This is a genomic window from Escherichia sp. KTE96, assembly GCF_000408525.1.
Classification (GTDB): domain Bacteria; phylum Pseudomonadota; class Gammaproteobacteria; order Enterobacterales; family Enterobacteriaceae; genus Escherichia; species Escherichia marmotae.
Genome location: NZ_KE137149.1, coordinates 2,028,876 through 2,054,716, shown reverse-complemented (window position 1 = coordinate 2,054,716; position 25,841 = coordinate 2,028,876). Strand labels below are relative to the sequence as shown.

The window sequence follows — 25,841 nt, the reverse complement described above, 5'->3', positions numbered from 1 at the left end:
TTTATCCCCGCGTTAAGCGTCTTAACCTTAAACATGTATATTAAATATAACTTTAAAGGTGTGATCATGTTTTGTGTGCAATGTGAACAAACTATCCGTACTCCGGCAGGAAACGGCTGCTCATACGCGCAGGGGATGTGTGGTAAAACGGCGGAAACCTCTGACCTTCAGGACTTACTGATTGCGGCGCTGCAAGGGCTTTCTGCCTGGGCGGTAAAAGCACGTGAATACGGCATCATCAACCACGACGTGGACAGCTTCGCGCCGCGTGCATTTTTCTCAACGCTGACTAACGTTAACTTCGATTCTCCTCGTATTGTCGGCTACGCCCGTGAAGCGATTGCCCTGCGTGAGGCGCTGAAAGCACAATGCCTGGCAGTAGATGCAAACGCCCGCGTCGATAACCCGATGGCTGACTTGCAACTGGTGAGCGATGATCTCGGTGAACTGCAACGTCAGGCGGCGGAATTTACGCCAAATAAAGATAAAGCAACGATTGGCGAAAATATTCTCGGCCTGCGTCTGCTCTGCCTGTATGGTCTGAAAGGTGCGGCGGCCTATATGGAACACGCTCACGTTCTCGGTCAGTACGACAACGATATTTACGCCCAGTACCATAAAATCATGGCATGGCTGGGAACCTGGCCTTCCGATATGAACGCACTTCTCGAGTGTTCCATGGAAATCGGCCAGATGAATTTCAAAGTGATGAGCATTCTGGATGCAGGCGAAACCGGTAAATACGGTCATCCGACACCGACTCAGGTCAACGTCAAAGCTACAGCGGGTAAATGCATTCTGATTTCCGGTCACGATCTCAAAGATCTCTATAACCTGCTGGAACAGACCGAAGGCACGGGCGTTAACGTCTACACCCACGGCGAAATGTTGCCTGCTCACGGCTACCCGGAGCTGCGTAAATTCAAGCATCTGGTCGGTAACTACGGCAGTGGCTGGCAGAATCAACAAGTTGAGTTCGCTCGCTTCCCTGGCCCTATCGTGATGACCTCTAACTGCATCATCGACCCAACCGTCGGCGCTTATGACGATCGTATCTGGACCCGCAGCATTGTTGGCTGGCCGGGCGTACGTCATCTGGATGGTGAGGATTTCTCTGCGGTCATCGCCCAGGCGCAACAAATGGCGGGCTTCCCGTACAGCGAAATTCCGCATCTGATCACCGTAGGTTTTGGTCGTCAGACGCTGCTTGGCGCAGCCGATACGCTGATTGATCTGGTGAGCCGTGAAAAACTGCGTCATATCTTCCTGCTTGGCGGCTGTGACGGTGCCCGTGGTGAACGTCACTATTTCACCGATTTCGCTACCAGCGTGCCGGATGACTGCCTGATCCTGACGCTCGCCTGCGGTAAATATCGCTTTAACAAACTTGAGTTTGGCAATATCGAAGGTCTGCCGCGTCTGGTGGATGCCGGCCAGTGTAACGATGCATACTCAGCGATTATTCTGGCTGTCACCCTGGCAGAAAAACTGGGTTGCGGTGTCAACGATCTGCCACTCTCGCTGGTACTCTCCTGGTTTGAACAGAAGGCAATTGTTATTCTGCTGACGCTGCTTTCTCTGGGCGTGAAAAATATCGTCACCGGCCCGACTGCACCAGGCTTCCTGACCCCAGACCTGCTGGCGGTGCTGAATGAGAAATTCGGCCTGCGTTCTATCACCACTGTTGAAGAAGACATGAAGCAACTGTTGAGCGCGTAAGGAGTTTATCGATGACGATGCCAACGAATCAATGCCCGTGGCGGATGCAGGTTCATCACATTAAGCAAGAAACACCGGATGTGTGGACGCTTTCCCTGATTTGCCACGATTACTATCCGTATCGCGCCGGGCAATATGCGCTGGTCAGCGTGCGTAACTCAGCAGAAACGCTGCGTGCGTATACCATTTCCTCCACGCCAGGCGTGAGTGAATACATCACCCTGACCGTGCGGCGGATTGATGACGGTGTCGGCTCCCAGTGGCTGACTCGCGAGGTGAAACGCGGTGACTATCTCTGGCTTTCGGATGCGATGGGGGAATTTACCTGCGACGATAAAACAGAAGAGAAATTCCTGTTACTGGCAGCAGGCTGCGGTGTCACACCAATTATGTCGATGCGTCGCTGGCTGGCGAAAAATCGTCCGCAGGCCGATGTACAGGTGATCTACAACGTGCGCACACCGCAGGATGTCATTTTTGCCGACGAATGGCGCAACTATCCGGTGACGCTGGTGGCAGAAAATAACGTCAGCGAGGGCTTTATCGCTGGTCGCCTGACTCGCGAACTGCTGGAAAGCGTTCCTGACCTGGCTTCGCGTACCGTGATGACCTGTGGCCCGGCTCCGTATATGGATTGGGTGGAACAGGAAGTGAAAGCACTTGGCGTAACACGCTTCTTTAAAGAGAAGTTCTTCACGCCGGTGGCGGACGCTGCGACCAGTGGTCTGAAATTCACCAAATTACAACCGGCACAAGAATTTTATGCCCCGGTTGGCACCACGCTGCTGGAGGCGCTGGAAAGCAATAAAGTTCCGGTCGTCGCCGCCTGTCGTGCGGGTGTTTGCGGCTGCTGTAAAACAAAAGTAATTTCTGGCGAATACACGGTGAGCAGCACCATGACGCTGACTGACGCCGAAATCGCTGAGGGTTACGTGCTGGCCTGTTCCTGCCATCCGCAGGGAGATATGGTTCTCGCGTAATCGCATTATGCCCGATGATATTCCTGTCATCGGGCAATTTAACTGTTAGTGCCCCCTTTTTCTCCCATCCCTTCCCTCTCCGTCAGATGAACTAAACTTGTAACCATTATCACATTCAGGAGACGGAAAACCATGAAACAAACGGTTGCAGCTTATATCGCTAAAACGCTCGAATCGGCTGGGGTGAAACGTATCTGGGGAGTGACGGGCGACTCGCTTAACGGCCTCAGCGACAGCCTTAATCGTATGGGCACTATCGAGTGGATGTCCACCCGCCATGAAGAAGTCGCGGCCTTTGCCGCTGGCGCTGAAGCCCAGCTTTCAGGAGAACTGGCGGTCTGCGCCGGATCGTGTGGGCCAGGCAACCTGCACTTAATCAACGGCCTGTTCGACTGTCATCGTAATCACGTTCCGGTACTGGCGATTGCCGCCCATATTCCTTCCAGCGAAATTGGTAGCGGTTATTTTCAGGAGACCCACCCGCAAGAGTTATTCCGCGAATGTAGTCACTATTGCGAGCTGGTTTCCAGCCCGGAGCAGATCCCGCAAGTACTGGCGATCGCCATGCGCAAAGCGGTGCTTAACCGTGGCGTTTCGGTGGTCGTTTTACCGGGCGATGTGGCGTTAAAACCTGCGCCAGAAGGGGCAACCACCCACTGGTATCACGCGCCACTGCCAATAGTGACGCCGGAAGAAGAAGAGTTACGCAAGCTGGCGCAACTACTGCGTTACTCCAGAAATATTGCACTGATGTGCGGCAGCGGCTGCGCGGGCGCGCATAAAGAGTTAGTAGAGTTTGCCGGGAAAATTAAAGCGCCAATCATCCATGCTCTGCGTGGTAAAGAACATGTCGAATACGATAATCCGTATGATGTCGGAATGACCGGCTTAATCGGTTTCTCATCGGGTTTTCATACCATGATGAATGCCGACACTTTAGTGCTGCTCGGCACCCAATTCCCCTACCGCGCGTTCTACCCGACCGATGCCAAAATTATTCAGATCGATGTCAATCCTGCCAGCATTGGCGCACACAGCAAGGTGGATATGGCGCTGGTGGGCGATATCAAATCAACCCTGCGAGCACTTCTGCCATTGCTGGAAGAAAAAACCGATCGCAAGTTCCTGGATAAAGCGCTGGAAGATTACCGCGATGCCCGTAAAGGGCTGGACGATTTAGCCAAACCGAGCGAGAAAGCGATTCACCCGCAATATCTGGCTCAGCAAATTAGCCATTTTGCTGCCGATGATGCCATCTTTACCTGTGACGTCGGCACACCAACGGTATGGGCTGCGCGTTATCTGAAAATGAACGGTAAGCGTCGCTTGTTAGGTTCGTTTAACCACGGTTCGATGGCTAACGCCATGCCACAGGCGCTGGGCGCGCAGGCAACCGAGCCAGAACGTCAGGTAGTCGCCATGTGCGGTGATGGCGGTTTTAGTATGTTAATGGGCGATTTCCTCTCGGTGGTACAGATGAAACTACCGGTGAAAATCATCGTCTTTAACAACAGCGTGCTGGGCTTTGTGGCGATGGAGATGAAAGCTGGTGGTTACCTGACAGATGGCACTGAACTGCACGACACCAACTTTGCCCGCATTGCCGAAGCGTGCGGTATTACGGGCATCCGCGTAGAGAAAGCCGCTGAAATCGACGAAGCCCTGCAACGCGCCTTCTCCATCGACGGTCCTGTACTGGTGGATGTGGTCGTCGCGAAAGAAGAGTTAGCTATCCCACCGCAGATTAAACTCGAACAGGCCAAAGGTTTTAGCCTGTATATGTTGCGGGCGATCATTAGCGGACGCGGTGATGAAGTGATCGAACTGGCGAAAACAAACTGGCTAAGGTAAAAAGGGTGGCATTTCCCGTCATAATAAGGACATGCCATGATTGATTTACGCAGTGATACCGTTACCCGACCGAGCCGCGCCATGCTAGAAGCGATGATGGCCGCCCCGGTTGGGGACGACGTTTATGGAGACGACCCTACCGTTAATGCTCTGCAGGACTACGCGGCAGAGCTTTCCGGTAAAGAAGCCGCCATTTTTCTGCCTACCGGCACCCAGGCCAACCTGGTCGCTCTGCTCAGTCACTGCGAACGCGGCGAAGAGTATATTGTCGGTCAGGCAGCACATAACTATTTGTTTGAAGCTGGTGGTGCTGCGGTGCTGGGCAGCATTCAGCCGCAACCCATTGATGCGGCTACCGACGGCACGCTGCCATTGGATAAAGTGGCGATGAAAATCAAACCTGACGATATCCACTTCGCCCGCACAAAGTTGCTTAGTCTGGAAAACACCCACAACGGCAAAGTACTACCGCGTGAATACCTGAAACAGGCATGGGAATTTACCCGCGAGCGCAATCTGGCGCTGCACGTTGACGGCGCTCGCATCTTTAACGCCGTGGTGGCTTATGGCTGCGAACTGAAAGCGATCACGCAATATTGTGATTCGTTCACCATATGTCTGTCGAAAGGTCTTGGTACGCCGGTAGGTTCGCTACTGGTAGGCAATCGTGATTACATTAAACGAGCCATCCGCTGGCGGAAAATGACCGGTGGCGGGATGCGTCAGTCCGGGATCCTGGCGGCCGCCGGGATGTATGCGCTGAAAAATAACGTCGCGCGTTTACAGGAAGACCACGACAATGCCGCCTGGATGGCAGAGCAACTGCGTGAAGCGGGCGCTGATGTGATGCGCCAGGACACCAATATGCTGTTTGTTCGCGTCGGGGAAGAAAATGCTGCTGCGTTGGGTGAATACATGAAAGCGAGAAACGTGCTGATTAACGCCTCACCGATTGTTCGCCTGGTAACACATCTCGACGTCTCGCGTGAACAACTGGCTGAAGTCGCCGCCCACTGGCGCGCTTTCCTGACGCGTTAAGGAGCGAGACGTGCCGCAACGCATTTTAGTTCTCGGTGCCAGTGGCTACATTGGTCAGCATCTGGTGCGCACACTCAACCAGCAAGGGCATCAGATCCTGGCGGCGGCACGTCATGTCGACAGGCTTACAAAGCTACAACTGGCTAATGTCAGTTGCCATAAAGTCGATCTTAGCTGGCCGGACAACCTTACGGCCTTGTTAAAAGATGTTGATACCGTCTATTTTCTGGTGCACAGCATGGGCGAAGGCGGTGATTTTATCGCTCAGGAACGCCAGGTTGCTCTCAACGTCCGTGATGCGCTGCGTGAAGTGCCGGTTAAGCAAGTCATCTTTCTTAGTTCATTGCAGGCTCCGCCCCATGAGCAATCGGATCATCTGCGCGCCCGTCAGGCCACGGCGGATATTTTGCGTGAAGCCGATGTGCCTGTTACTGAATTGCGTGCCGGAATTATCGTCGGAGCCGGGTCAGCGGCGTTCGAAGTCATGCGCGATATGGTTTACAACCTGCCAGTGCTAACACCACCGCGCTGGGTTCGTTCACGTACCACACCCATCGCGCTGGAAAACCTGCTGCACTATCTGGTGGCGCTGTTAGACCATCCGGCCTGCGAACATCGGGTATTCGAAGCCGCCGGACCACAGGTGCTCAGCTATCAACAGCAGTTTGAACATTTTATGAGCGTGAGCGGCAAACACCGCGGGTTAATCCCCATCCCTTTCCCCACCCGCTGGATTTCGGTGTGGTTTCTCAATGTGATTACCTCCGTACCGTCCACCACCGCAAGTGCGTTGATTCAGGGACTGAAACACGATCTGCTGGCGGATGACACCACCTTACGCGCGCTCATTCCACAACCGCTGATCGCTTTTGATGACGCTGTGCGTCGCACGTTGAGAGAGGAAGAAAAGCTCGCCAACTCCAGCGACTGGGGATATGACACTCAGGCCTTTGCCCGCTGGCGACCAGAATACGGTTATTTCGCCAAACAGGCGGGTTATACCGTTAAAACCTCCGCCAGCCTTCAGGCTTTATGGCGGGTAGTGAATCAAATCGGCGGTAAAGAACGTTACTTCTTTGGCAATATTTTGTGGCAGACCCGGGCGTTGATGGACCGCGCAATAGGTCACAAACTGGCGAAAGGTCGCCCCGAGCGAGAATATTTGCAAACCGGCGATGCGGTGGATAGCTGGAAAGTGATTGTCGTCGAGCCTGAAAAACAGCTTACCTTATTGTTTGGTATGAAAGCGCCAGGACTTGGGCGACTTTGTTTTACTCTCGAAGATAAAGGCGACTATCGCACTATTGATGTCCGCGCTTTCTGGCACCCGCACGGGATGCCAGGGCTGTTTTACTGGCTGTTCATGATCCCCGCACATCTGTTTATTTTTCGCGGGATGGCAAAACGAATCGCCAGACTGGCAGAACAAAGCACAGATTAATCGAAAAAAACCTGCGTTATTCTTTCATGTTTCCCATTGCATCAAGGATGAAATCACGGAAGAATGCGCACGTCGTTTTTATCAACAACAGTGGAATGATATGAAGGTACTGGTTACCGGCGCCACCAGCGGCTTAGGTCGAAACGCGGTTGAATTTTTATGCCGAAAAGGCATCAGCGTAAGAGCGACCGGTCGCAATGAAGCGATGGGTAAATTGCTGGAGAAAATAGGCGCAGAGTTTGTCCAGGCGGATCTGACTGAACTGGTCTCATCGCAGGCAAAAGTAATGCTCGCAGGCATTGATACGCTGTGGCACTGTTCCAGCTTTACCTCGCCGTGGGGAACGCAGCAGGCTTTCGATCTGGCAAACGTTCGCGCCACTCGCCGCCTGGGCGAATGGGCTGTCGCCTGGGGCGTACGTAATTTTATTCATATCTCTTCACCGTCACTGTACTTCGACTACCACCACCACCGCGACATCAAAGAAGATTTTCGTCCGCACCGCTTCGCCAACGAATTTGCCCGCAGCAAAGCCGCCAGTGAAGAGGTCATCAATATGCTTTCGCAGACAAATCCACAAACGCGCTTTACCATTCTGCGCCCACAAAGCCTGTTTGGGCCGCACGATAAAGTCTTTATTCCCCGTCTGGCGCATATGATGCACCACTACGGCAGCATCCTGTTACCCCACGGCGGCAGCGCACTGGTCGATATGACTTACTATGAAAATGCGGTGCACGCTATGTGGCTGGCGAGCCAGGAAGCGTGCGATAAACTGCCTTCTGGTCGTGCGTATAACATTACCAACGGCGAACATCGCACTCTGCGCAGTATCGTGCAGAAATTGATCGACGAACTGAATATTGATTGCCGTATCCGTTCGGTACCTTACCCGATGCTGGATATGATTGCCCGCAGTATGGAGCGTTTAGGACGCAAGTCAGCAAAAGAGCCGCCGCTAACCCATTACGGCGTCTCCAAGTTGAATTTTGACTTTACGCTGGATATTACGCGAGCACAGGAGGAGCTGGGGTATCAGCCGGTCATCTCGCTGGATGAAGGTATCGAGCAAACTGCTGCCTGGCTGCGCGACCACGGAAAACTGCCGCGCTAGTCCTGGCCGTATTTCTCCAGTAGGGCTTCGGCAATCGCCTGAGTTTCTGCATCCGCTTCGCCGTTATATAACGTCGGGCGGAAGTGCATCTGAAACGCCATAATGACTCGCTGCTGCTCGCGCGGCGTCATTTCAGGTTTTACGTCATAGCCGTAGCGCGCCAAAAGCTCCAGTAACGATGCTGTTTCTACCGGCGTGTGTGGTGCGCGTCCGGCCAGATAAAAGCTAACGCGCGATGCATCCGGCCAGGCACCAATCCCCTGCTGCGCCAGTTGCTGCCACGGAAATAACGGGCCAGGATCGTCCTTGCGCTGTGGGGCTATATCCGCATGTGCCACCACATTCTCTGGTTTGATGTGATAGCGGGCGATAATCTCTTTCGCCAGTGGAATGAGCGCCTGAATCTGCGCCGGTTCAAACGGCGCAAAATATTTCACCCCCGCCGATTTTTGCCAGCCACGATTTTCCAACTCAATACCAATAGAGGTGTCGTTAATTCGTGTTGCTCCGCGCCAGGCGCTGATCCCCGCATGCCAGGCCAGTTCCTGTTCCGGCACCAGTTGCCAGATACGTGGTTTGCCGTTGTAACGCGGCGGCACGGCAGGCACCAGATAATGCGAGCTGACCTGCTTATCGGTCAGTGTCGCCAGCGAAGAATCGAAGTCATCTGCAGTGTAATGGATCACCAACACTTTGATACGAGGATACGCTGCCTGTGCCTGACGTCGGGTATCGAGCTGGTATCCCTCCTTCTCAACAATTCCTTTTTCTCCTGCGCACCCTGCCAGTAACAGAACCGCAGCAACCAGCCAGAAGATTCTTCTCATCGACGCGTTTTCACCGCTGTTCCGCTGACGCTGACCATCAGCATACTGCCGTTTTGCCCGACCGTTTCATAGTCGATATCAATGCCGACCACTGCGTCAGCGCCCAGCGCCCGTGCCTGATCGCCTAACTCTTCAAACGCAATCTCCCGTGCTTTACGCAGTTCTTTTTCGTAAGCCCCGGAGCGTCCGCCGACGATATCGCGGATGCCCGCAAAGAAATCGCGAAAAATATTGGCACCTAAAATCGCTTCGCCCGTCACCACACCGCAATATTCAACGATGGTCTGACCTTCAAGTGTTGGGGTTGTGGAAAATTGCATGACCGATCTCCTTGTTTGCTAAGCCTTCGATCTCAAAAGCATTATCGGACTGATACGCTATTATTGAAAGGATATCATTATTATCGTAGAACGCTTTCAAGGTGTTCGCTTATAAGGAAATCATTATGCGCTACAGCAAATTGACCATGCTTATCCCTTGCGCACTGTTACTCAGTGCTTGTACCACCGTTACGCCAGCCTATAAAGACAATGGCACTCGCACAGGTTCTTGCGTCCAGGGCGGCCCTGACAGCGTGGCTCAGCAATTCTATGACTACCGTATTCAGCATCGCAGTAACGACATTACCGCTCTGCGCCCGTATTTGAGCGATAAACTGGCGGCACTGCTCAGCGATGCCAACCGCGATAACAACCATCGCGAATTGTTAAGCAGCGATCCGTTCTCCAGCCGTACTACCTTGCCTGATAGCGCCCGAGTCGCCAGCGCGTCGACCATCCCGAATCGCGATGCGCGCAATATTCCGCTGCGCGTAGATCTGAAACAAGGCGATCAGAGCTGGCAGGATGAAGTATTGATGATTCAGGAGGGGCAATGTTGGGTTATCGATGATGTGCGCTATTTAGGTGGCAGCGTTCACGCCAAAGCGGGAACATTACGTCAGTCCGTTGAGAACCGTTAATCCCTTGATCAGATTATAACCCCCATAAATTGTCCGGCATTCTGCGAGGAATGCCGACATTTATGCTCGCCGCCCATCACCCTCGTTATTTTGTGCTATGTTTAGTGAATAATGTGCTTTGCTTTTAACTTTTAAAGCAGAAATATTGCATAATTATTCTGTCAAAGGTACTATCTTCGACCTCAATAGCTATCAGACTGCCAGTATACGAGTGTCAATGAGTATTCAATTAAACGGCATTAATTGCTTCTACGGCGCACATCAGGCGCTGTTCGATATCACGCTGGATTGCCCGCAGGGCGAAACGCTGGTGTTACTTGGCCCCAGCGGCGCGGGGAAAAGCTCGCTGCTGCGTGTACTCAATCTGCTTGAGATGCCGCGCTCCGGTACGCTCAACATTGCAGGCAATCATTTCGATTTCACCAAAACACCGTCTGACAAAGCGATTCGCGACCTGCGTCGTAACGTTGGCATGGTGTTTCAGCAATACAATCTGTGGCCACATCTCACCGTGCAGCAAAACTTGATCGAAGCACCCTGCCGCGTACTCGGCTTGAGTAAAGATCAGGCGCTGGCTCGTGCAGAAAAACTGCTGGAACGTCTGCGTCTCAAACCTTATAGCGATCGTTATCCACTGCACCTTTCTGGTGGCCAGCAACAACGTGTTGCTATCGCCCGAGCGCTGATGATGGAACCGCAGGTGTTGCTGTTTGATGAGCCGACCGCCGCACTGGACCCGGAAATTACAGCGCAAATCGTCAGTATCATTCGTGAACTGGCGGAAACCAACATTACCCAGGTGATCGTCACCCACGAAGTTGAAGTCGCGCGTAAAACCGCCAGCCGTGTGGTGTATATGGAAAACGGTCACATCGTAGAGCAAGGCGACGCGAGCTGTTTTACCGAGCCGCAAACCGAAGCATTTAAAAACTATCTCTCTCACTAAGATTCGGGATAACGACAATGAAAAAAGTTCTGATTGCCGCGTTAATTGCAGGTTTTAGTCTTTCCGCCACAGCCGCTGAAACCATTCGTTTTGCTACCGAAGCATCCTATCCTCCGTTTGAATCGATGGATGCGAATAACCAGATCGTCGGGTTTGACGTTGACCTGGCGCAGGCGTTGTGCAAAGAGATCGATGCGACCTGTACTTTCTCTAACCAGGCGTTTGACAGCCTGATCCCGAGTCTGAAATTCCGTCGTGTGGACGCCGTTATGGCGGGTATGGATATCACTCCTGAGCGTGAAAAACAGGTACTGTTCACCACCCCGTACTATGACAACTCTGCACTGTTTGTTGGTCAGCAAGGCAAATACACCAGCGTTGATCAACTGAAAGGCAAAAAAGTCGGCGTGCAGAACGGGACGACGCACCAGAAATTCATTATGGATAAACATCCGGAAATCACCACTGTTCCATATGACAGCTACCAGAACGCGAAACTGGATCTACAAAATGGCCGTATTGACGGCGTATTCGGTGACACCGCAGTGGTAACCGAATGGCTGAACAATAATCCCAAACTGGCACCAGTTGGCGACAAAGTGACTGATAAAGATTACTTCGGTACTGGCCTCGGTATTGCGGTACGTCAGGGCAACACTGAACTGCAGCAGAAATTCAACGCTGCGCTGGAAAAAGTGAAGAAAGATGGCACTTACGAAACCATCTACAACAAATGGTTCCAGAAGTAATTCCTGATGAATGAATTTTTTCCTTTAGCAAGCGCCGCCGGGATGACCGTCGGCCTTGCCGTTTGTGCATTGATTGTCGGTCTGGCGCTGGCGATGTTCTTCGCGGTGTGGGAGTCAGCAAAATGGCGTCCTGTCGCGTGGGCAGGTTCGGCGCTGGTAACGATTCTGCGCGGCCTGCCAGAAATTCTGGTAGTGCTGTTTATCTATTTTGGTTCTTCGCAGCTACTACTGACACTTTCGGATGGCTTCACCATCAACCTTGGGTTCGTACAGATCCCGGTGCAGATGGACATAGAGAACTTCGACGTTAGCCCGTTCCTCTGCGGGGTGATCGCCCTGTCCCTGCTGTATGCTGCCTATGCCTCGCAAACCCTGCGCGGTGCACTGAAAGCGGTGCCGGTGGGTCAGTGGGAGTCTGGTCAGGCGCTGGGGCTGTCGAAATCGGCTATATTTTTCCGTCTGGTAATGCCGCAGATGTGGCGTCATGCGCTACCTGGTCTCGGCAACCAGTGGTTGGTACTGCTGAAAGATACCGCGCTGGTCAGTTTGATTAGTGTGAATGATTTAATGCTGCAAACCAAAAGCATCGCCACCCGTACCCAGGAACCATTTACCTGGTACATTGTGGCGGCGGCGATTTACCTGGTGATTACCCTGTTGAGCCAGTACATTCTCAAACGCATTGATCTGCGCGCGACACGTTTTGAGCGGAGACCTGGCTGATGCTTGAGTATTTACCTGAACTGATGAAAGGGCTGCATACCAGCCTGACGCTGACGGTCGCCTCGCTGATTGTGGCGCTGATTCTGGCGTTAATTTTTACCATCGTCCTGACGCTGAAAACACCGGTGCTGGTGTGGCTGGTGCGGGGTTACATCACACTGTTTACCGGTACGCCGCTGCTGGTGCAGATCTTCCTGATTTACTACGGACCGGGCCAGTTCCCGACGTTGCAGGAGTATCCGGCGCTGTGGCATTTGCTGTCGGAACCGTGGTTGTGTGCACTGATTGCGTTGTCGCTGAATAGTGCCGCGTATACCACGCAACTGTTTTACGGAGCAATTCGTGCGATCCCGGAAGGTCAGTGGCAATCCTGTAGCGCCCTGGGGATGAGTAAAAAAGATACGCTGGCGATCCTGCTGCCGTATGCATTTAAACGCTCGCTCTCTTCTTATTCCAACGAAGTGGTGCTGGTGTTTAAAAGTACCTCGCTGGCTTACACCATTACGCTGATGGAAGTGATGGGATACAGCCAGTTGCTGTACGGACGCACCTACGATGTGATGGTGTTTGGCGCGGCGGGGATTATTTACCTGATCGTTAACGGCCTGCTGACGTTGATGATGCGCCTGATCGAGCGTAAAGCGCTGGCGTTCGAGCGTCGGAATTAATGTGGCTGCATTGATAACGTGCTAATGCCGGATGCGGCGTGAACGCCTTATCCGGCCTACATTCGCAGGATAATTTGTAGGTCTGATAAGATCCGCAAGCATCGCATCAGACACCAGCACAGAACCCACATATTGCATAAATCCTTATAATGAAGACGGACAACCCACTAAGTTGTCCGTCTTTTTTTATCTATTCTGAATTATTTAATCATATTTATTGCATATAAATTCACTTAATGGCATTGTTAACCCATGCCGCAGACACGGCCAATAAACATAAGATTGACAGACGGGAGTTCCATCATGAAAAAGTTAGTTCTTGCCGCATTACTTGCTTCCTTTACTTTCGGCGCTTCTGCCGCAGAGAAAATCAATTTTGGCGTATCAGCTACCTATCCCCCCTTTGAATCTATAGGTGCTAATAATGAGATCGTCGGCTTTGATATCGATCTGGCAAAAGCGTTATGCAAACAAATGCAGGCAGAATGTACTTTTACTAATCACGCTTTCGACAGCCTGATCCCGTCACTAAAATTCAGGAAATATGACGCCGTGATTTCCGGGATGGACATCACACCAGAGCGCAGCAAACAGGTGGCCTTTACCACGCCATACTACGAAAACTCTGCCGTCGTGATTGCCAAAAAAGATACCTATAAGACTTTTGCCGATTTGAAAGGTAAACGTATTGGTATGGAAAACGGCACCACCCACCAGAAATATATTCAGGATCAGCATCCGGAAGTGAAAACCGTCTCTTATGACAGCTATCAGAATGCATTTATCGACCTGAAAAATGGCCGTATCGATGGTGTATTTGGTGACACAGCGGTAGTTAATGAATGGCTGAAAACCAATCCACAACTGGGCGTTGCGACTGAGAAAGTGACCGATCCGCAGTACTTCGGCACCGGCCTGGGCATCGCTGTTCGTCCGGATAACAAAGCTCTGCTGGAGAAACTGAATAACGCACTGGCAGCCGTTAAAGCCGACGGTACGTATCAGAAAATCAGTGATCAATGGTTCCCGCAGTAATTGAGACTGATGACAAAAGTAAGATGGCCTGATGCGCTACGTTTATCTGGCCTACATTGACTCTACAATATATTGATTTCGCAAGATTTTGTAGGTTGCATAAGGTGTTCACCCCGCATCCGGCATGAACAAAGCGCATCTGGTCAACAATCTGAAGCCGCAGCCGCGGCTTTTTTATTGCTTCACCAACAGCGTCAGCACTTCATAATGCGCGGTGTGCGGGAACATATCGAAAAGCTGTACCCGCTCAATGCGATAACCAGGCAGTTCGCGAATATCTTTCGCCATCGTTTGAGCGTTACAACTGGAGTAAATAATAAAACGCGGTGCCATCGTTGAGAGATAGTCACACAGTGGCTTTCCAATGCCGCGACGCGGTGGATTAACCAGCACCAGTTCCGGCACTTCGCCTTGCGCGGTGGCAAACTGAGTGGAGTCCAGCGCCTGAAATTGCAAACGCGTTAAGCCCAGCTCAGCAGCAGACTGTTTCGCACAAGCAATCGCTTCTGGTGCAATTTCAATCCCCGTTAACTGCATTTCTGGCGTCGCACAATGCAAACCAAAACCGCCAACACCGCAAAACAGATCCCACATATGGTTTACCGGTAGTTGCTGTACCCAGTCACGCGCGGTGGCATAAAGCTGGCTGGCAACTGCCGGATTGGTCTGGAAGAAACTTTGCGGACGGATCCACAACGGTACGTTATTAAAACGCTCTGCCAGCGCCTGTTGTTCGGTCAGGTAGATCTCCGTCTCCCCTTCCATAATCGCCATATGTACTGGCTGAATATTGACGGTAATGACGTTGAGCTGCGGCAGTTGTGCCTGTAGCCACGGTAGCGCCTTACGCAGTTGCGCCAGCTTGGTTTCCGAGCGCAGCACAAAACGCAGCATCATGCCGCCATCAGTCTGGCTTTCAGTCAGCAGAATGTATTTCAGTTCACCACGCTTACGCGCCACGTTGTACGGCGTCAGCCCGGCGCGGGCAATAAACGGTTTTAGCACCGCAAAAACGGGCGCAAATGAGGCAGGATAAAGCGGACAGTCGCAAAGATCTTCCGGCGTGCCGTCGCGGTGTAGCATTCCGAGCAGTGGCTTTTCAACGCTGCCACTCACCACCATTTTGGCTTTATTACGAAACCCTTGTTCGGGGCCAGACACCGGCGCGCACCACTCCGCAACCGGAAAATCGGTCAGCAGATTTTTAAGATCGGCGGTTTTAGCGGAGAGTTGCTCTGGAATCGGCTGCGTTATCCACTGACAGGAACGACAGCGACCCGCGTCGTAAAGTGCGCACTGCATACATTGACCTTCACATCATCAGGGGCGACGATTATACACATTATTGCAACTGGAAGAACCGCCGACTGGTAGCGGGAACGAATAGCAACAACAGGATGAGCATATCCGGCAGCTTCTGCAGCATCAGGCTATGGAGGATTTCGCGTTTTGATTCACCGGGAATGCTGAACAGCTCAGGATAACCATAACCGAGTGAAGCCGCCCACAGATAACTGGCAGCCGTAATTTGTGTCAGCAGATACAGCCAGCGCGCCCAGCTACAGCCTTTCACCAGCGAAAACGCACACCAGATTTCAATAAAAACCAGCGCCAGGCTGCTTAAAAAGACCAGCGTTAAACTCCAGGTTTGTACGCTACGATGAATGAATTCGCCAATACCGTGAACGCCCAGCGTATTGAAAATCATCAGCACGTCGAGACCACGGATCATAATAATGGCGAGCGCCGCCACCTGCACCAGCGCAGGCACATTCAGGCGAGCATGTGATGAAGATGTTTTCTTAAAAAATCCCAACGTTTCGTCTTCCATGAAAACAATGCCGCGACATGCGCGGCATTATGTAGCCAGGTTGGCAAATTTTAGTGTCTTCAGCCACGTCTTGCACGCTGGATATCGCGTATCCGCTGCTTTTCTGCACGCGCCATTAAATACCAGGCGATAAATCCGATAATTCCTACCGCCCCGAGGATCAACGTCGCCAGGGCGTTAATCTCCGGATTCACCCCCATCCGCACACTGGAAAAAACCAACATCGGCAATGTGGTGGCACCGGGTCCGGAAACAAAACTGGCAATCACCAGGTCATCGAGCGACAGAGTAAAAGCAAGCAACCAACCAGAAATGATTGCCGGCATGATCATCGGCAGCGTAATCACGAAAAATACTTTCAGCGGCATCGCACCGAGATCCATCGCCGCTTCTTCTATCGAGCGATCCAGTTCCCGCAAACGTGAAGAAATAACGACCGCCACATACGCCGTACAGAAAGTTACGTGCGCCAGCCAGATAGTCAACATGCCGCGATCGGCTGGCCAGCCAATGGCATGAGCAAGGGCAACGAACAATAACAACAACGACAGACCAGTTATCACATCCGGCATGACAAGCGGCGCGGTGATCATAAAGGCAAAGCCATTTGAGCCACGAAACCGTCCAAACCGTACCAGCACGACCGCCGCAATAGTCCCGAGGATCGCCGCCGCGGTCGCCGCACAGGCGGCAATAGTCAGACTTAACCCGACCGCACTCATCATCGCATCGTCACGCAATAATTCGCCGTACCAGCGCGTTGACCAACCGGCCCACACCGTCACCAGTTTCGAACTGTTAAACGAATAGATAACCAGCATCAGCATCGGCGCATAGAGAAAGGTGAAACCCAGCAGCAAAATCACAATCCGCCAGGGAGAACGAACGACCGGTAAATTATTCATCCGTGCTCCCCCACGCTTTTTTGCTGATATTTGTGGAACCACATAATTGGCACAATCAGCAGCAATAACATGATGATCGCCACCGCTGAGGCCACCGGCCAGTCGCGGTTATTGAAGAACTCCTGCCACAGGACGCGTCCGATCATAATACTGTCCGGGCCGCCGAGCAGTTCCGGGATCACAAACTCACCAACCGCCGGAATGAAAACCAACATCGATCCGGCGATAATCCCGCCTTTGGTCAGTGGCACAATGACGGTGAAGAACGTTTTCAGCGGTCGCGCGCCGAGATCCAGTGCCGCCTCTACCAGCGAATAATCGATGCGGGTTAACGCGGTGTAGATCGGCAACACCATAAACGGCACATAGGCGTAAACAATGCCGATATAAACTGCCAGATTGGTATGCAGAATGGTCAGCGGTTGATCGATAACGCCCAGCCACAGCAGGAAATTATTCAATACACCGTTGTTTTTCAGGATCCCCATCCAGGCGTAAACGCGGATCAAAAACGAAGTCCACGACGGCAGGATCACCAGCAGCAATAAGATATTACGGGTTGAAGGCTTACTGTGCGCCACCGCCCACGCCAGCGGGTAGCCGAGCAATAAGCAACAAACGGTCGAAATCGCCGCTACCTGTAACGACTGGAGATAAGCATCGAAATAGAGCGGATCGTCGGTTAGCTGCAGGAAATTACCAAGGTTGAGGGTGATCGACAGTTGCCCATCCGCCCATTCCATCAGTTCGGTGTAAGGGGGAATGGCGCGCGCCATCTCTGCCAGACTTATTTTAAAGACGATAAGAAATGGCAGCAGAAACAGCAAAATCAACCAGATATACGGCAGCGCAATCACCAGTTTACGCCCGTGCTTCATCTGCCACTGCGTAAGCCACAGTTTCAACCCGCCCGGCTGGACAGGAGGTTCAAGTGTACTCATCTTTGCTCCTTAAACCGTCAGCACCACACAACTGTCCACTTCCCAACATAAACGGACTTCATCGCCCCAGGTCGGCAGCCCTTTACGATGACGATGGGCGTTTTGTAACTGAGCGCTGATCATCTGCCCACTTTTCAGGCGAACATGATAAACAGACAAATCACCGAGATAGGCAATATGTGTCACCTCTCCCACCGCAAAATTGCAGCCATCAGTAGGCGGTTCGTCACAGAGCATGATTTTTTCCGGACGCAGCGCCACATGCACCGGCACGTTATCGACCACTGACGCCTGCGGATCGACTTTCAACGGATGCACCAGCCCCGGCGAATAGAGCAATAGTCCGTCTTCCTGGCGCTCTTTTAGCAGCCCTTCAAAGACGTTAACTGAACCAATAAACTCGGCGCTGTAGCGGGTGGTCGGGTGCTCATAAATTTCTTCCGGCTCGCCAATCTGGACAAATTTACCGCGATTCATAATGGCAATACGCCCCGCCATGGTCATCGCCTCTTCCTGATCGTGGGTGACCATCACACAGGTCACGCCGACACGCTCGAGAATATCCACCACTTCAAGCTGCATCCGGTCACGTAGTTTTTTATCCAGCGCGCCCATCGGTTCATCAAGCAGCAGAAGTTTTGGGCGCTTGGCAAGGCTTCGGGCCAGCGCCACACGCTGGCGTTGACCGCCGGAAAGTTGATGCGGTTTGCGTTTGGCGAACTCCTGCATATGCACCAACCCGAGCATCTCGTTGACCCGGCTGGCAATTTCCGCTTTTGGTAACTTGTCCTGTTTCAGGCCAAAGGCGATGTTCTGTTCCACGGACATATGCGGAAACAGCGCATAGGACTGGAACATCATATTGATGGGGCGCAGATAAGGCGGCACCTGTGACAAATCAACGCCATCAAGCATAATCTGCCCGGCAGAAGGCTGTTCGAAACCTGCCAGCATACGCAGCAGCGTGGACTTACCACAGCCAGATGCGCCCAGCAGTGCAAAGATTTCGCCTTTATAAATGGTCAGACTGACATCATCGACCGCATGTTGACCATCGTAAGATTTGGTCAAATTGCGGATTTCTAATAGTGGTGTCAGCGACTTCCGACTTTTCGCCTGTGGGCGAGGGATAGCGTCATTCACGGCTGCTCTCCGGCATTTAAGGTGTGCAAGCGCACCATGATGGTGCAAATTGCCGGAGGGACTGGCGCGCCCGTCCGGCATCTACGGCTGCGGATTATTTTCCGCTCTTCACTTTAGTCCAGGCGCGGGTGCGCACTCGGTCAATTTTCGGGTCCTGCACTTGCAGTGTGAACATTTTGCCGCGAACGTCTGCCGGAGGATAAATCCCCGGGTTATCACGCACTTCCGCGCTTACCAGCGGCGTCGCTTCTTTGTTGGCGTTGGCATAGAACACATGGTCGGAGATATGCGCTACTACATCCGGGCGTAGCAGGTAATTCAGGAACTGATACGCTTCGTCTTTATTTTTGGCGTCGGCAGGCATGGCGAACACATCAAAGAATGCCATCGCCCCTTCTTTCGGAATCGAGAAAGAGACATTTACGCCATTCTTCGCTTCCTTCGCACGGTTTGACGCCTGCCAGACATCACCCGCCCAGCCGATAGCGACGCAGATATCACCGTTTGCCAGATCGTTTATGTACTGAGAGGAGTGGAAATAGCGAATATTCGGGCGCAGTTTCAACAGTAAGTCGGTAGCCGGTCCGGTGTAATCATCTGCTTTGGTACTGTTCGGATCTTTGCCGAGATAATTCAGCACGGTAGCAAAAACTTCTTCCGGCGCATCGAGGAAAGAGACGCCGCAGCTTTTCAGTTTTTCCAGATTTTCAGGTTTGAGGATCAAGTCCCAGCTATCGACAGGCGCATTTTCACCCAGTACCGCTTTAACTTTATCGACGTTATAGCCAATGCCAGTCGTCGCCCACATATATGGCATGGCAAATTTATTGCCGGGATCGTGTTTTGCCACCAGTTTCAACAATTCTGGATCGAGATTCTTCCATTCTGGCAATTTGCTTTTATCCAGCGGCTGGAACACACCGGCAGTCAACTGGCGTTCAAGAAAGCTGGCTGATGGAACGACAAGATCAAAGCCGGTGCTCCCCGCCATTAATTTGCCTTCCAGCACTTCGTTGGAATCAAAAACATCGTAGACGACTTTGATACCGGTCTCTTTTTCAAAATTTGCCACCGTATCCGGGGCGATATAATCAGACCAGTTATAAATGTGGAGTGTTTTTTGTTCAGCCGCGAGCGTGCCGACAGAGACAGCCATCAGAGCACCCGCAACCAGACCCGATAGCCATTTTTTATTTAAGCCGGTCATATCTCTTTCCTTCTGAAAGTTCGTTAACAAACGAACAAAAGTTGTCACACTGAAAGATATGCAATAAATGTGCATATTTTTTATCGGCACGGTGTAAGAAAAGAGGACTCTCTCCCGGCCAGCATTGCTCGCTATATAAAAGCATTGCAAGAATAACTTTAGCCAGGGTTTGAAACTATAGCTGTAATAAAAAAACGGCATTTAACAAATTTTTATGCGTATTTGCTCTATGTGATAAAGCAAATCCGGCACAACAGAAGTGAAATAATCTTTAATGAAAGGTTAAAATCAGCAGAAAATATTACAACGCGCAGCCACTGCGGCAGCGACTGCGTGCTCAAAAGGAATTATCAGTGAAGGAAATAGTTTTCGCTAACGTTGTTTTGCCCTTCATCATCAGTCGGTAACAGCAGTTGATGGGCATTGGCTTCAAGGATAACCATCGAAATCTGCTCTTCGCTCTGACGTACAAACCATGCAAACTGTTCATAGGTTACGCCCTGCATAACGGATAAAGACTGGCAAACCACCAGCTTTGGCAGATTATCATCCTGCATATCAAGAAATGCTTTCACGGTCAGCGAACTGGCATTGATGGCTGATAAATCCGCCGCCAGCGGTAACACGGCTGAAGGTCTGACTTCCGCCATAGCAGAAAACAGGATTGTGTTATCTATCAGATCGATTTTGGCATCAAAGACACCGTCGAAATTCTGCATATGTGGCAGATGCAGAGCCTGACAGTTATCACATTCAAAAAAACTCATCCCCAGGTCATCGAGCCATTGACGCAACGTATCCAGACCAGGAACGACCAGCGATGTCATAATTTTGTACAACCTCTTCCGATAAAAAGACCGGCACAGCTTACGCAAAAAGCGCAGGCAAAACCATGATCAGTCACGTTATTGCGACTAACCACCGGTTTTTAAGCAATATTCCGCCGTAGCATGGCGTTCAATCCAGCGGATCATTTTACCCGCGATGTCGATACCGGTGGTTTTTTCTATCCCTTCCAGACCTGGCGATGCATTTACCTCCATTACCAACGGTCCGCGATTTGCACGCAGAATATCCACACCGGCAACATCCAGCGCCATCGTTCGCGCGGCTTTAATGGCGATCTCGCGCTCCTGCGGCGTGATACTTGCGACGCTTGCCGCGCCACCACGATGCAAATTGGAACGAAAATCGCCTTCTTTCGCCCGCCGTTCAATCGCCGCAACCACTTCATCACCGACGACCAGACAGCGAATATCGCGCCCTTGCGCCTCTTTGATATATTCCTGCACCAGAATATGGGCATTCAGGCCGCGAAATGCATCAATCACGCTTTCTGCTGCCTGACGCGTCTCCGCCAGCACCACACCAATTCCCTGCGTACCTTCAACCAGCTTGACCACCAGCGGCGCACCACCGACCATCTCGATTAAGTCGCTGGTATCGTCCGGCGAATGCGCTATCCCCGTGACAGGCAGGTCAATACCCTGACGTGCCAGCAATTGCATTGAACGCAATTTGTCACGCGCACGGGCAATAGCAACCGATTCATTTAGCGGATAACTGCCCAGCATTTCAAACTGGCGCAGCGCCGCCGTTCCATAAAAGGTAATGGCGGTGCCAATGCGCGGGATCACCGCATCAAAATGGGGAAGCTTGCGACCTTTATAATGAATGGACGACGCCGCAGGATTAATGTTCATGTAACAAGAAAGCGGATCGAGAATTTCAACCAAGTGACCGCGCTGCAACGCCGCTTCACGCAGTCGCTTACACGAATAGAGCGTTCCATCCCGGGACAATATGGCAATTTTCACCCTGCACCTCTCTGTCAGACCTGGTCAAAAGCCCGCGTATAATACATCGGCGTTACGGTTTTAGCGCGTCGCCCAACCTTGTTTATGTAAATAATCGAGAATAAAAGGACGACTTTCTTTGATAATCGTCCGGCGAATATGATCGCTCTAGGTATCACGGCGATTATTGCTACCACGGGTGAGATAATATTCCGCCAGTTGCTCGTCATACTGCGCCAGAATGTCTTTATCCAGCGGTTGGTAGCTGTTTTCATGCACCAAAATAGAGGACGGTAAACGCGGCTTGAGATCCGGGTTATCCGCAGGCCAGCCCAGGCACAAGCCAAACAGCGGCAATACATGCTTCGGCAATTTCAGCAGTTCCGTCACTGCTTCAATGTTATTGCGCAGGCCGCCGATATATACACCGCCCAATCCCAGCGATTCCGCTGCGGTTAAGGCGTTTTGCGCCATCATCGCCGTATCAACGACACCGAGTAACAACTGTTCCGCCAGGCCGAGTTGAGCATCCGGGCAAATCTGTAAATGGCGGTTAAAGTCGGCACAGAACACCCAGAACTCCGCCGCTTGCGCAACGTGTTTTTGCCCACCGGTCAGCGTTACCAGTTCATTACGCAGAGCTTTATCAGTAATGCGAATAATGCTGCTGCACTGCAAAAAACTGGAACTGGAAGTCGCCCGGGCGCTGTTGATAATCGCCTCGCGCTGTTCAGCGGAGACAGGTTCATCAGTGAAATGGCGAATGGAGCGATGACCACAAATGAGTTCAATGGTTGGCGTCATTATCTTTTTCTCTTTCTGAACATGAAGATTCTGGTGGACGATTCATCAGTTGCGGGGCAAGCCGTTTTGCAACCTGAAGAATAACCACCACCGCAGCGGGAAGCATGAGCAAAACACCGAGAAAAATCATCAGAATTTGCGCTTCTGGTGTAGAAAACGGCATCGGAAGCGAAAGGTAGTCACTTACCGACAGCAGCGACACAGCCAGTAACATCATTCCGAGAAATTCCAGTATCAACACGCTGTCAGGCAATTTACCGATCGTGCGCATAGGCTTCCCTCTGCAAAGTGAGCGGCCAGTTTAAAACCTTTCATCACATTGTGCTTAACAGTTATAGCTTTAAGCAATCAATGCAACAGGTTAAACCTACTTTCAGCGAATAAGATTTGGCGTGATCATGCACGCATGACAGATAAATGGAGAGAGAAAATGCAAACCGTTATTTTCGGCCGTCCGGGTTGCCCTTACTGCGTTCGTGCAAAAGATCTGGCAGAAAAATTAAGCAACGAGCGCGATGATTTTCACTATCAGTATGTGGATATTCGTGCTGAAGGGATCACTAAAGAAGATTTACAACAGAAGGCCGGGAAGCCCGTTGAAACCGTGCCGCAGATTTTTGTCGATCAGCAACACATCGGTGGCTATACCGATTTTGCAGCCTGGGTAAAAGAGAATCTTGACGCCTGATTTGCCGGATAAGCCCTCTCTGTTTGAGGGCTTTATTGATTTCTTCTGTGTTGTGGCTTGAACAAGCTACTGATAAACAAGAAACACAACGCCCCCAGCGCACACCAGAAGACAGCACTCAATAACCATGCCAGCTCTTGCCAGAATGAGCGTGTTGGTGAAAAAAACAGGCGCATAATTAACATAGAACACGGTGCTGCCAGCATTGCGCCAAACAGGGGTTTAAGGACTTCTCTACGCTGCGAAAAAAAACTGGCGACAGCTCCAGGAAGAATGAAAAACAGTAAGCCGATTTCAGGATGCCCGGCAGCCCGAAAAGCGCCCTTCATATGCGTCGCCAGGAAAAGGCACACCACAATGAAGAGGACAAAACAGCAGACTGCCCCCGCCCAACGTTGTTTATGTTTCACATCTTCCTCCTGACACTGCCTCTATCGAACACATTTTTCGCCAGTGTGGCGCTCAGTAAGATAAAGCCGCTTCGCATTCCATGCTAATATAGGCCAACACAATTCTTATAGCCGTTGGTATCTAATGTGATTACACTAGTAAAATATATTGTTACTTTACTATTGATTAAGTGCGCTGAATGAATCTGCGCCCTGAATTCAGGTAAAAACATTATCTTAAATTACCATTTCTTTCAACAGCTTACTCGTAAACAAGAAGTTAGTCTCCGTGAATATAAACGTCGCCGAATTGTTAAATGGGAATTACATTCTGTTATTATTCGTGGTCCTCGCGCTTGGGCTATGTCTCGGAAAATTACGACTTGGTTCAATCCAACTGGGTAATTCCATTGGCGTTTTAGTCGTATCGCTATTATTAGGTCAACAACATTTCAGTATTAACACCGACGCGCTTAATCTTGGCTTTATGCTGTTTATTTTCTGCGTCGGGGTCGAAGCCGGACCCAACTTTTTTTCCATTTTTTTCCGCGATGGGAAAAATTACCTAATGTTAGCGCTGGTAATGGTCGGTAGTGCGCTGTTGATCGCCTTAGGTTTGGGTAAGCTGTTTGGCTGGGACATTGGCCTGACGGCCGGTATGTTGGCTGGCTCCATGACATCGACGCCGGTTCTGGTCGGTGCGGGCGATACGTTACGCCACTCTGGTATAGAAAGCGGGCAGCTCTCCGCGGCACTGGATAATTTAAGCCTTGGGTATGCATTAACCTATTTGATCGGTCTGGTGAGCCTGATTGTCGGAGCGCGTTACCTGCCCAAGTTACAGCATCAGGACTTACAGACCAGCGCCCAGCAAATCGCTCGTGAGCGAGGTCTGGACACCGACGCCAGCCGCAAAGTCTATCTGCCGGTGATTCGCGCTTACCGAGTCGGGCCGGAACTGGTCGCCTGGGCCGACGGCAAGAACTTGCGTGAATTGGGTATTTATCGACAGACCGGTTGCTACATTGAACGTATCCGTCGTAACGGGATTCTGGCAAATCCGGATGGTGACGCCGTGTTGCAAATGGGCGATGAAATAGCGTTGGTAGGATATCCCGATGCCCACGCCCGACTCGATCCCAGCTTCCGTAACGGTAAAGAAGTTTTTGATCGTGACCTTCTCGACATGCGTATTGTCACTGAAGAGGTGGTCGTCAAAAACCATAACGCCGTCGGTAAACGTCTGGCGCAATTGAAGTTGACCGATCACGGTTGCTTCCTTAACCGCGTGATCCGCAGTCAGATCGAGATGCCAATTGACGATAACGTAGTGCTTAACAAAGGTGACGTTTTGCAGGTGAGCGGCGATGCCCGCCGTGTGAAGACCATCGCTGACCGTATCGGCTTTATTTCGATTCACAGCCAGGTCACCGACTTGCTGGCATTCTGCGCATTCTTTGTTATAGGCCTGATGATCGGGATGATTACCTTCCAGTTCAGCACTTTCAGTTTTGGCATGGGTAACGCTGCCGGATTGTTATTCGCTGGCATTATGCTGGGCTTTATGCGCGCTAACCACCCGACCTTCGGCTATATTCCGCAGGGTGCGTTAAGTATGGTGAAAGAGTTTGGTTTGATGGTGTTTATGGCGGGTGTTGGTTTAAGCGCCGGTAGCGGCATCAATAACGGCCTGGGCGCGATTGGCGGTCAGATGTTGATTGCCGGATTGATTGTCAGTCTGGTGCCCGTTGTTATCTGCTTCCTGTTCGGTGCTTACGTATTGCGTATGAACCGCGCACTGTTATTCGGCGCAATGATGGGCGCACGAACCTGCGCACCGGCAATGGAGATCATCAGTGATACAGCCCGCAGTAACATCCCGGCGCTGGGCTATGCGGGCACTTATGCAATAGCTAACGTACTGCTGACACTGGCAGGGACAATCATTGTGATGGTATGGCCCGGACTCGGATAAAACTGAAGTTGCCCTAAAAATGAATTTTTTTTGTACAACCGCAGAACTTTTCTTCAGGGTATCAGTCTTAATTAGTGCCACTGCTTTTCTTTGATGTCCCCATTTTGTGG

At 51.5% G+C, this 25,841-nt stretch carries 26 protein-coding genes and 1 pseudogene; 14 read left to right on the top strand and 13 right to left on the bottom strand.

Features of this window, described 5'->3' with window-relative positions; translation table 11 throughout:
* Positions 1–66 precede the first annotated feature (66 nt).
* From hcp to A1WG_RS05035, 6 genes are all read left to right on the top strand, one after another.
* On the top strand, positions 67–1,719 hold the full coding sequence (gene hcp, locus A1WG_RS05010) for a hydroxylamine reductase (protein ID WP_000458827.1): 1,653 nt from the start codon (positions 67–69) through the stop codon (positions 1,717–1,719).
* 11 nt (positions 1,720–1,730) lie between these two features.
* Positions 1,731–2,699: an NADH oxidoreductase gene (gene hcr, locus A1WG_RS05015; RefSeq protein WP_001516083.1), complete on the top strand. Its 969-nt coding sequence runs from the start codon at positions 1,731–1,733 to the stop codon at positions 2,697–2,699.
* Between the two features lie 132 nt (positions 2,700–2,831).
* On the top strand, positions 2,832–4,550 hold the full coding sequence (gene poxB, locus A1WG_RS05020; protein WP_000815343.1) for a ubiquinone-dependent pyruvate dehydrogenase: 1,719 nt from the start codon (positions 2,832–2,834) through the stop codon (positions 4,548–4,550).
* Between the two features lie 36 nt (positions 4,551–4,586).
* Entirely contained in the window at positions 4,587–5,588 is a 1,002-nt protein-coding gene (gene ltaE / locus A1WG_RS05025) for a low-specificity L-threonine aldolase (RefSeq protein WP_000566404.1), read from the top strand.
* A 10-nt stretch (positions 5,589–5,598) separates the two neighbouring features.
* On the top strand, positions 5,599–7,029 hold the full coding sequence (locus A1WG_RS05030) for an SDR family oxidoreductase (protein WP_001516081.1): 1,431 nt from the start codon (positions 5,599–5,601) through the stop codon (positions 7,027–7,029).
* Between the two features lie 100 nt (positions 7,030–7,129).
* Positions 7,130–8,143 (top strand): NAD-dependent epimerase/dehydratase family protein, encoded by a 1,014-nt coding sequence (locus A1WG_RS05035; RefSeq protein WP_000866894.1) that lies wholly within the window; start codon positions 7,130–7,132, stop codon positions 8,141–8,143.
* Here A1WG_RS05035 and amiD read toward each other — a convergent pair.
* On the bottom strand, positions 8,140–8,970 hold the full coding sequence (amiD, locus tag A1WG_RS05040) for an N-acetylmuramoyl-L-alanine amidase AmiD (protein ID WP_001516080.1): 831 nt from the start codon (positions 8,968–8,970) through the stop codon (positions 8,140–8,142). The genes A1WG_RS05035 and amiD overlap by 4 nt on opposite strands.
* Entirely contained in the window at positions 8,967–9,290 is a 324-nt protein-coding gene (locus A1WG_RS05045) for a heavy metal-binding domain-containing protein (protein WP_001160731.1), read from the bottom strand. The genes amiD and A1WG_RS05045 overlap by 4 nt, the downstream gene beginning before the upstream one ends.
* Before the next feature lie 125 nt (positions 9,291–9,415).
* On the opposite strand from A1WG_RS05045, the gene A1WG_RS05050 reads away from it, so the two are divergent.
* From A1WG_RS05050 to artJ, 6 genes are all read left to right on the top strand, one after another.
* On the top strand, positions 9,416–9,931 hold the full coding sequence (locus tag A1WG_RS05050) for a lipoprotein (RefSeq protein WP_001516079.1): 516 nt from the start codon (positions 9,416–9,418) through the stop codon (positions 9,929–9,931).
* Positions 9,932–10,148: 217 nt separating this feature from the next.
* A complete protein-coding gene (gene artP, locus A1WG_RS05055; protein WP_000027205.1) occupies positions 10,149–10,877 on the top strand; it encodes an arginine ABC transporter ATP-binding protein ArtP in 729 nt (242 codons plus the stop codon).
* Positions 10,878–10,894: 17 nt separating this feature from the next.
* Positions 10,895–11,626 carry an arginine ABC transporter substrate-binding protein ArtI gene (gene artI, locus A1WG_RS05060; RefSeq protein ID WP_000756581.1) on the top strand — a complete coding sequence of 244 codons (732 nt, stop codon included), beginning with the start codon at positions 10,895–10,897 and terminating at the stop codon, positions 11,624–11,626.
* Between the two features lie 6 nt (positions 11,627–11,632).
* Complete coding sequence (artQ, locus tag A1WG_RS05065) at positions 11,633–12,349, top strand: arginine ABC transporter permease ArtQ (RefSeq protein ID WP_001001690.1); 717 nt, start codon at positions 11,633–11,635, stop codon at positions 12,347–12,349.
* On the top strand, positions 12,349–13,017 hold the full coding sequence (gene artM / locus A1WG_RS05070) for an arginine ABC transporter permease ArtM (RefSeq protein WP_000895404.1): 669 nt from the start codon (positions 12,349–12,351) through the stop codon (positions 13,015–13,017). Before artQ ends, artM begins: the two co-directional genes overlap by 1 nt.
* A 303-nt stretch (positions 13,018–13,320) precedes the next feature.
* The gene (gene artJ, locus A1WG_RS05075) at positions 13,321–14,052 is read left to right on the top strand and encodes an arginine ABC transporter substrate-binding protein ArtJ (protein ID WP_001516078.1); all 732 of its coding nucleotides are present in this window, start codon (positions 13,321–13,323) and stop codon (positions 14,050–14,052) included.
* Positions 14,053–14,226: 174 nt separating this feature from the next.
* On the opposite strand, the gene rlmC is transcribed toward artJ, so the two are convergent.
* From rlmC to A1WG_RS05125, 10 genes and pseudogenes are all read right to left on the bottom strand, one after another.
* Positions 14,227–15,354 (bottom strand): 23S rRNA (uracil(747)-C(5))-methyltransferase RlmC, encoded by a 1,128-nt coding sequence (gene rlmC / locus A1WG_RS05080; protein WP_001516077.1) that lies wholly within the window; start codon positions 15,352–15,354, stop codon positions 14,227–14,229.
* A 40-nt stretch (positions 15,355–15,394) separates the two neighbouring features.
* On the bottom strand, positions 15,395–15,883 hold the full coding sequence (locus A1WG_RS05085; protein ID WP_000389253.1) for a YbjO family protein: 489 nt from the start codon (positions 15,881–15,883) through the stop codon (positions 15,395–15,397).
* A gap of 59 nt (positions 15,884–15,942) precedes the next feature.
* Positions 15,943–16,788, bottom strand: a complete 846-nt coding sequence (gene potI / locus A1WG_RS05090) for a putrescine ABC transporter permease PotI (protein WP_001516076.1) — start codon at positions 16,786–16,788, stop codon at positions 15,943–15,945.
* Entirely contained in the window at positions 16,785–17,729 is a 945-nt protein-coding gene (gene potH, locus A1WG_RS05095) for a putrescine ABC transporter permease PotH (RefSeq protein WP_001516075.1), read from the bottom strand. The genes potI and potH overlap by 4 nt, the downstream gene beginning before the upstream one ends.
* Before the next feature lie 9 nt (positions 17,730–17,738).
* Positions 17,739–18,872: a putrescine ABC transporter ATP-binding subunit PotG gene (potG, locus tag A1WG_RS05100; RefSeq protein WP_000995979.1), complete on the bottom strand. Its 1,134-nt coding sequence runs from the start codon at positions 18,870–18,872 to the stop codon at positions 17,739–17,741.
* Between the two features lie 94 nt (positions 18,873–18,966).
* Positions 18,967–20,079 carry a spermidine/putrescine ABC transporter substrate-binding protein PotF gene (gene potF / locus A1WG_RS05105; RefSeq protein ID WP_000147250.1) on the bottom strand — a complete coding sequence of 371 codons (1,113 nt, stop codon included), beginning with the start codon at positions 20,077–20,079 and terminating at the stop codon, positions 18,967–18,969.
* Positions 20,080–20,429: 350 nt separating this feature from the next.
* The gene (locus A1WG_RS05110; protein ID WP_001516074.1) at positions 20,430–20,906 is read right to left on the bottom strand and encodes a type III secretion system chaperone family protein; all 477 of its coding nucleotides are present in this window, start codon (positions 20,904–20,906) and stop codon (positions 20,430–20,432) included.
* A gap of 87 nt (positions 20,907–20,993) precedes the next feature.
* Positions 20,994–21,896, bottom strand: coding sequence for a 30S ribosomal protein S6--L-glutamate ligase (gene rimK, locus A1WG_RS05115; protein ID WP_000684354.1), 903 nt, complete (start codon positions 21,894–21,896; stop codon positions 20,994–20,996).
* Between the two features lie 60 nt (positions 21,897–21,956).
* A pseudogene (nfsA, locus tag A1WG_RS05120) lies at positions 21,957–22,679 on the bottom strand (nitroreductase NfsA).
* Positions 22,663–22,950 (bottom strand): YbjC family protein, encoded by a 288-nt coding sequence (locus A1WG_RS05125; RefSeq protein WP_001259126.1) that lies wholly within the window; start codon positions 22,948–22,950, stop codon positions 22,663–22,665. Before A1WG_RS05125 ends, nfsA begins: the two are co-directional and overlap by 17 nt.
* 159 nt (positions 22,951–23,109) lie before the next feature.
* On the opposite strand from A1WG_RS05125, the gene grxA reads away from it, so the two are divergent.
* Positions 23,110–23,367, top strand: a complete 258-nt coding sequence (gene grxA, locus A1WG_RS05130; protein ID WP_001195226.1) for a glutaredoxin 1 — start codon at positions 23,110–23,112, stop codon at positions 23,365–23,367.
* Between the two features lie 32 nt (positions 23,368–23,399).
* On the opposite strand, the gene A1WG_RS05135 is transcribed toward grxA, so the two are convergent.
* Positions 23,400–23,777: an inner membrane protein YbjM gene (locus A1WG_RS05135; protein ID WP_001516072.1), complete on the bottom strand. Its 378-nt coding sequence runs from the start codon at positions 23,775–23,777 to the stop codon at positions 23,400–23,402.
* 268 nt (positions 23,778–24,045) lie between these two features.
* Here A1WG_RS05135 and A1WG_RS05140 point away from each other — a divergent pair, with 268 nt between their 5' ends.
* The gene (locus A1WG_RS05140; RefSeq protein WP_001024862.1) at positions 24,046–25,731 is read left to right on the top strand and encodes an aspartate:alanine antiporter; all 1,686 of its coding nucleotides are present in this window, start codon (positions 24,046–24,048) and stop codon (positions 25,729–25,731) included.
* Positions 25,732–25,841 lie beyond the last annotated feature (110 nt).

Excerpts from the sequence above, each read along its gene's own strand:
- hcp (WP_000458827.1), top strand. The coding sequence starts at position 67 with ATGTTTTGTGTGCAATGTGAACAAACTATCCGTACTCCGGCAGGAAAC.
- hcr (WP_001516083.1), top strand. The coding sequence starts at position 1,731 with ATGACGATGCCAACGAATCAATGCCCGTGGCGGATGCAGGTTCATCAC.
- poxB (WP_000815343.1), top strand. The coding sequence starts at position 2,832 with ATGAAACAAACGGTTGCAGCTTATATCGCTAAAACGCTCGAATCGGCT.
- ltaE (WP_000566404.1), top strand. The coding sequence starts at position 4,587 with ATGATTGATTTACGCAGTGATACCGTTACCCGACCGAGCCGCGCCATG.
- A1WG_RS05035 (WP_000866894.1), top strand. The coding sequence starts at position 7,130 with ATGAAGGTACTGGTTACCGGCGCCACCAGCGGCTTAGGTCGAAACGCG.
- amiD (WP_001516080.1), bottom strand. The coding sequence starts at position 8,970 with ATGAGAAGAATCTTCTGGCTGGTTGCTGCGGTTCTGTTACTGGCAGGG.
- A1WG_RS05045 (WP_001160731.1), bottom strand. The coding sequence starts at position 9,290 with ATGCAATTTTCCACAACCCCAACACTTGAAGGTCAGACCATCGTTGAA.
- A1WG_RS05050 (WP_001516079.1), top strand. The coding sequence starts at position 9,416 with ATGCGCTACAGCAAATTGACCATGCTTATCCCTTGCGCACTGTTACTC.
- artP (WP_000027205.1), top strand. The coding sequence starts at position 10,149 with ATGAGTATTCAATTAAACGGCATTAATTGCTTCTACGGCGCACATCAG.
- artI (WP_000756581.1), top strand. The coding sequence starts at position 10,895 with ATGAAAAAAGTTCTGATTGCCGCGTTAATTGCAGGTTTTAGTCTTTCC.
- artQ (WP_001001690.1), top strand. The coding sequence starts at position 11,633 with ATGAATGAATTTTTTCCTTTAGCAAGCGCCGCCGGGATGACCGTCGGC.
- artM (WP_000895404.1), top strand. The coding sequence starts at position 12,349 with ATGCTTGAGTATTTACCTGAACTGATGAAAGGGCTGCATACCAGCCTG.
- artJ (WP_001516078.1), top strand. The coding sequence starts at position 13,321 with ATGAAAAAGTTAGTTCTTGCCGCATTACTTGCTTCCTTTACTTTCGGC.
- rlmC (WP_001516077.1), bottom strand. The coding sequence starts at position 15,354 with ATGCAGTGCGCACTTTACGACGCGGGTCGCTGTCGTTCCTGTCAGTGG.
- A1WG_RS05085 (WP_000389253.1), bottom strand. The coding sequence starts at position 15,883 with ATGGAAGACGAAACGTTGGGATTTTTTAAGAAAACATCTTCATCACAT.
- potI (WP_001516076.1), bottom strand. The coding sequence starts at position 16,788 with ATGAATAATTTACCGGTCGTTCGTTCTCCCTGGCGGATTGTGATTTTG.
- potH (WP_001516075.1), bottom strand. The coding sequence starts at position 17,729 with ATGAGTACACTTGAACCTCCTGTCCAGCCGGGCGGGTTGAAACTGTGG.
- potF (WP_000147250.1), bottom strand. The coding sequence starts at position 20,079 with ATGACCGGCTTAAATAAAAAATGGCTATCGGGTCTGGTTGCGGGTGCT.
- A1WG_RS05110 (WP_001516074.1), bottom strand. The coding sequence starts at position 20,906 with ATGACATCGCTGGTCGTTCCTGGTCTGGATACGTTGCGTCAATGGCTC.
- A1WG_RS05125 (WP_001259126.1), bottom strand. The coding sequence starts at position 22,950 with ATGCGCACGATCGGTAAATTGCCTGACAGCGTGTTGATACTGGAATTT.
- grxA (WP_001195226.1), top strand. The coding sequence starts at position 23,110 with ATGCAAACCGTTATTTTCGGCCGTCCGGGTTGCCCTTACTGCGTTCGT.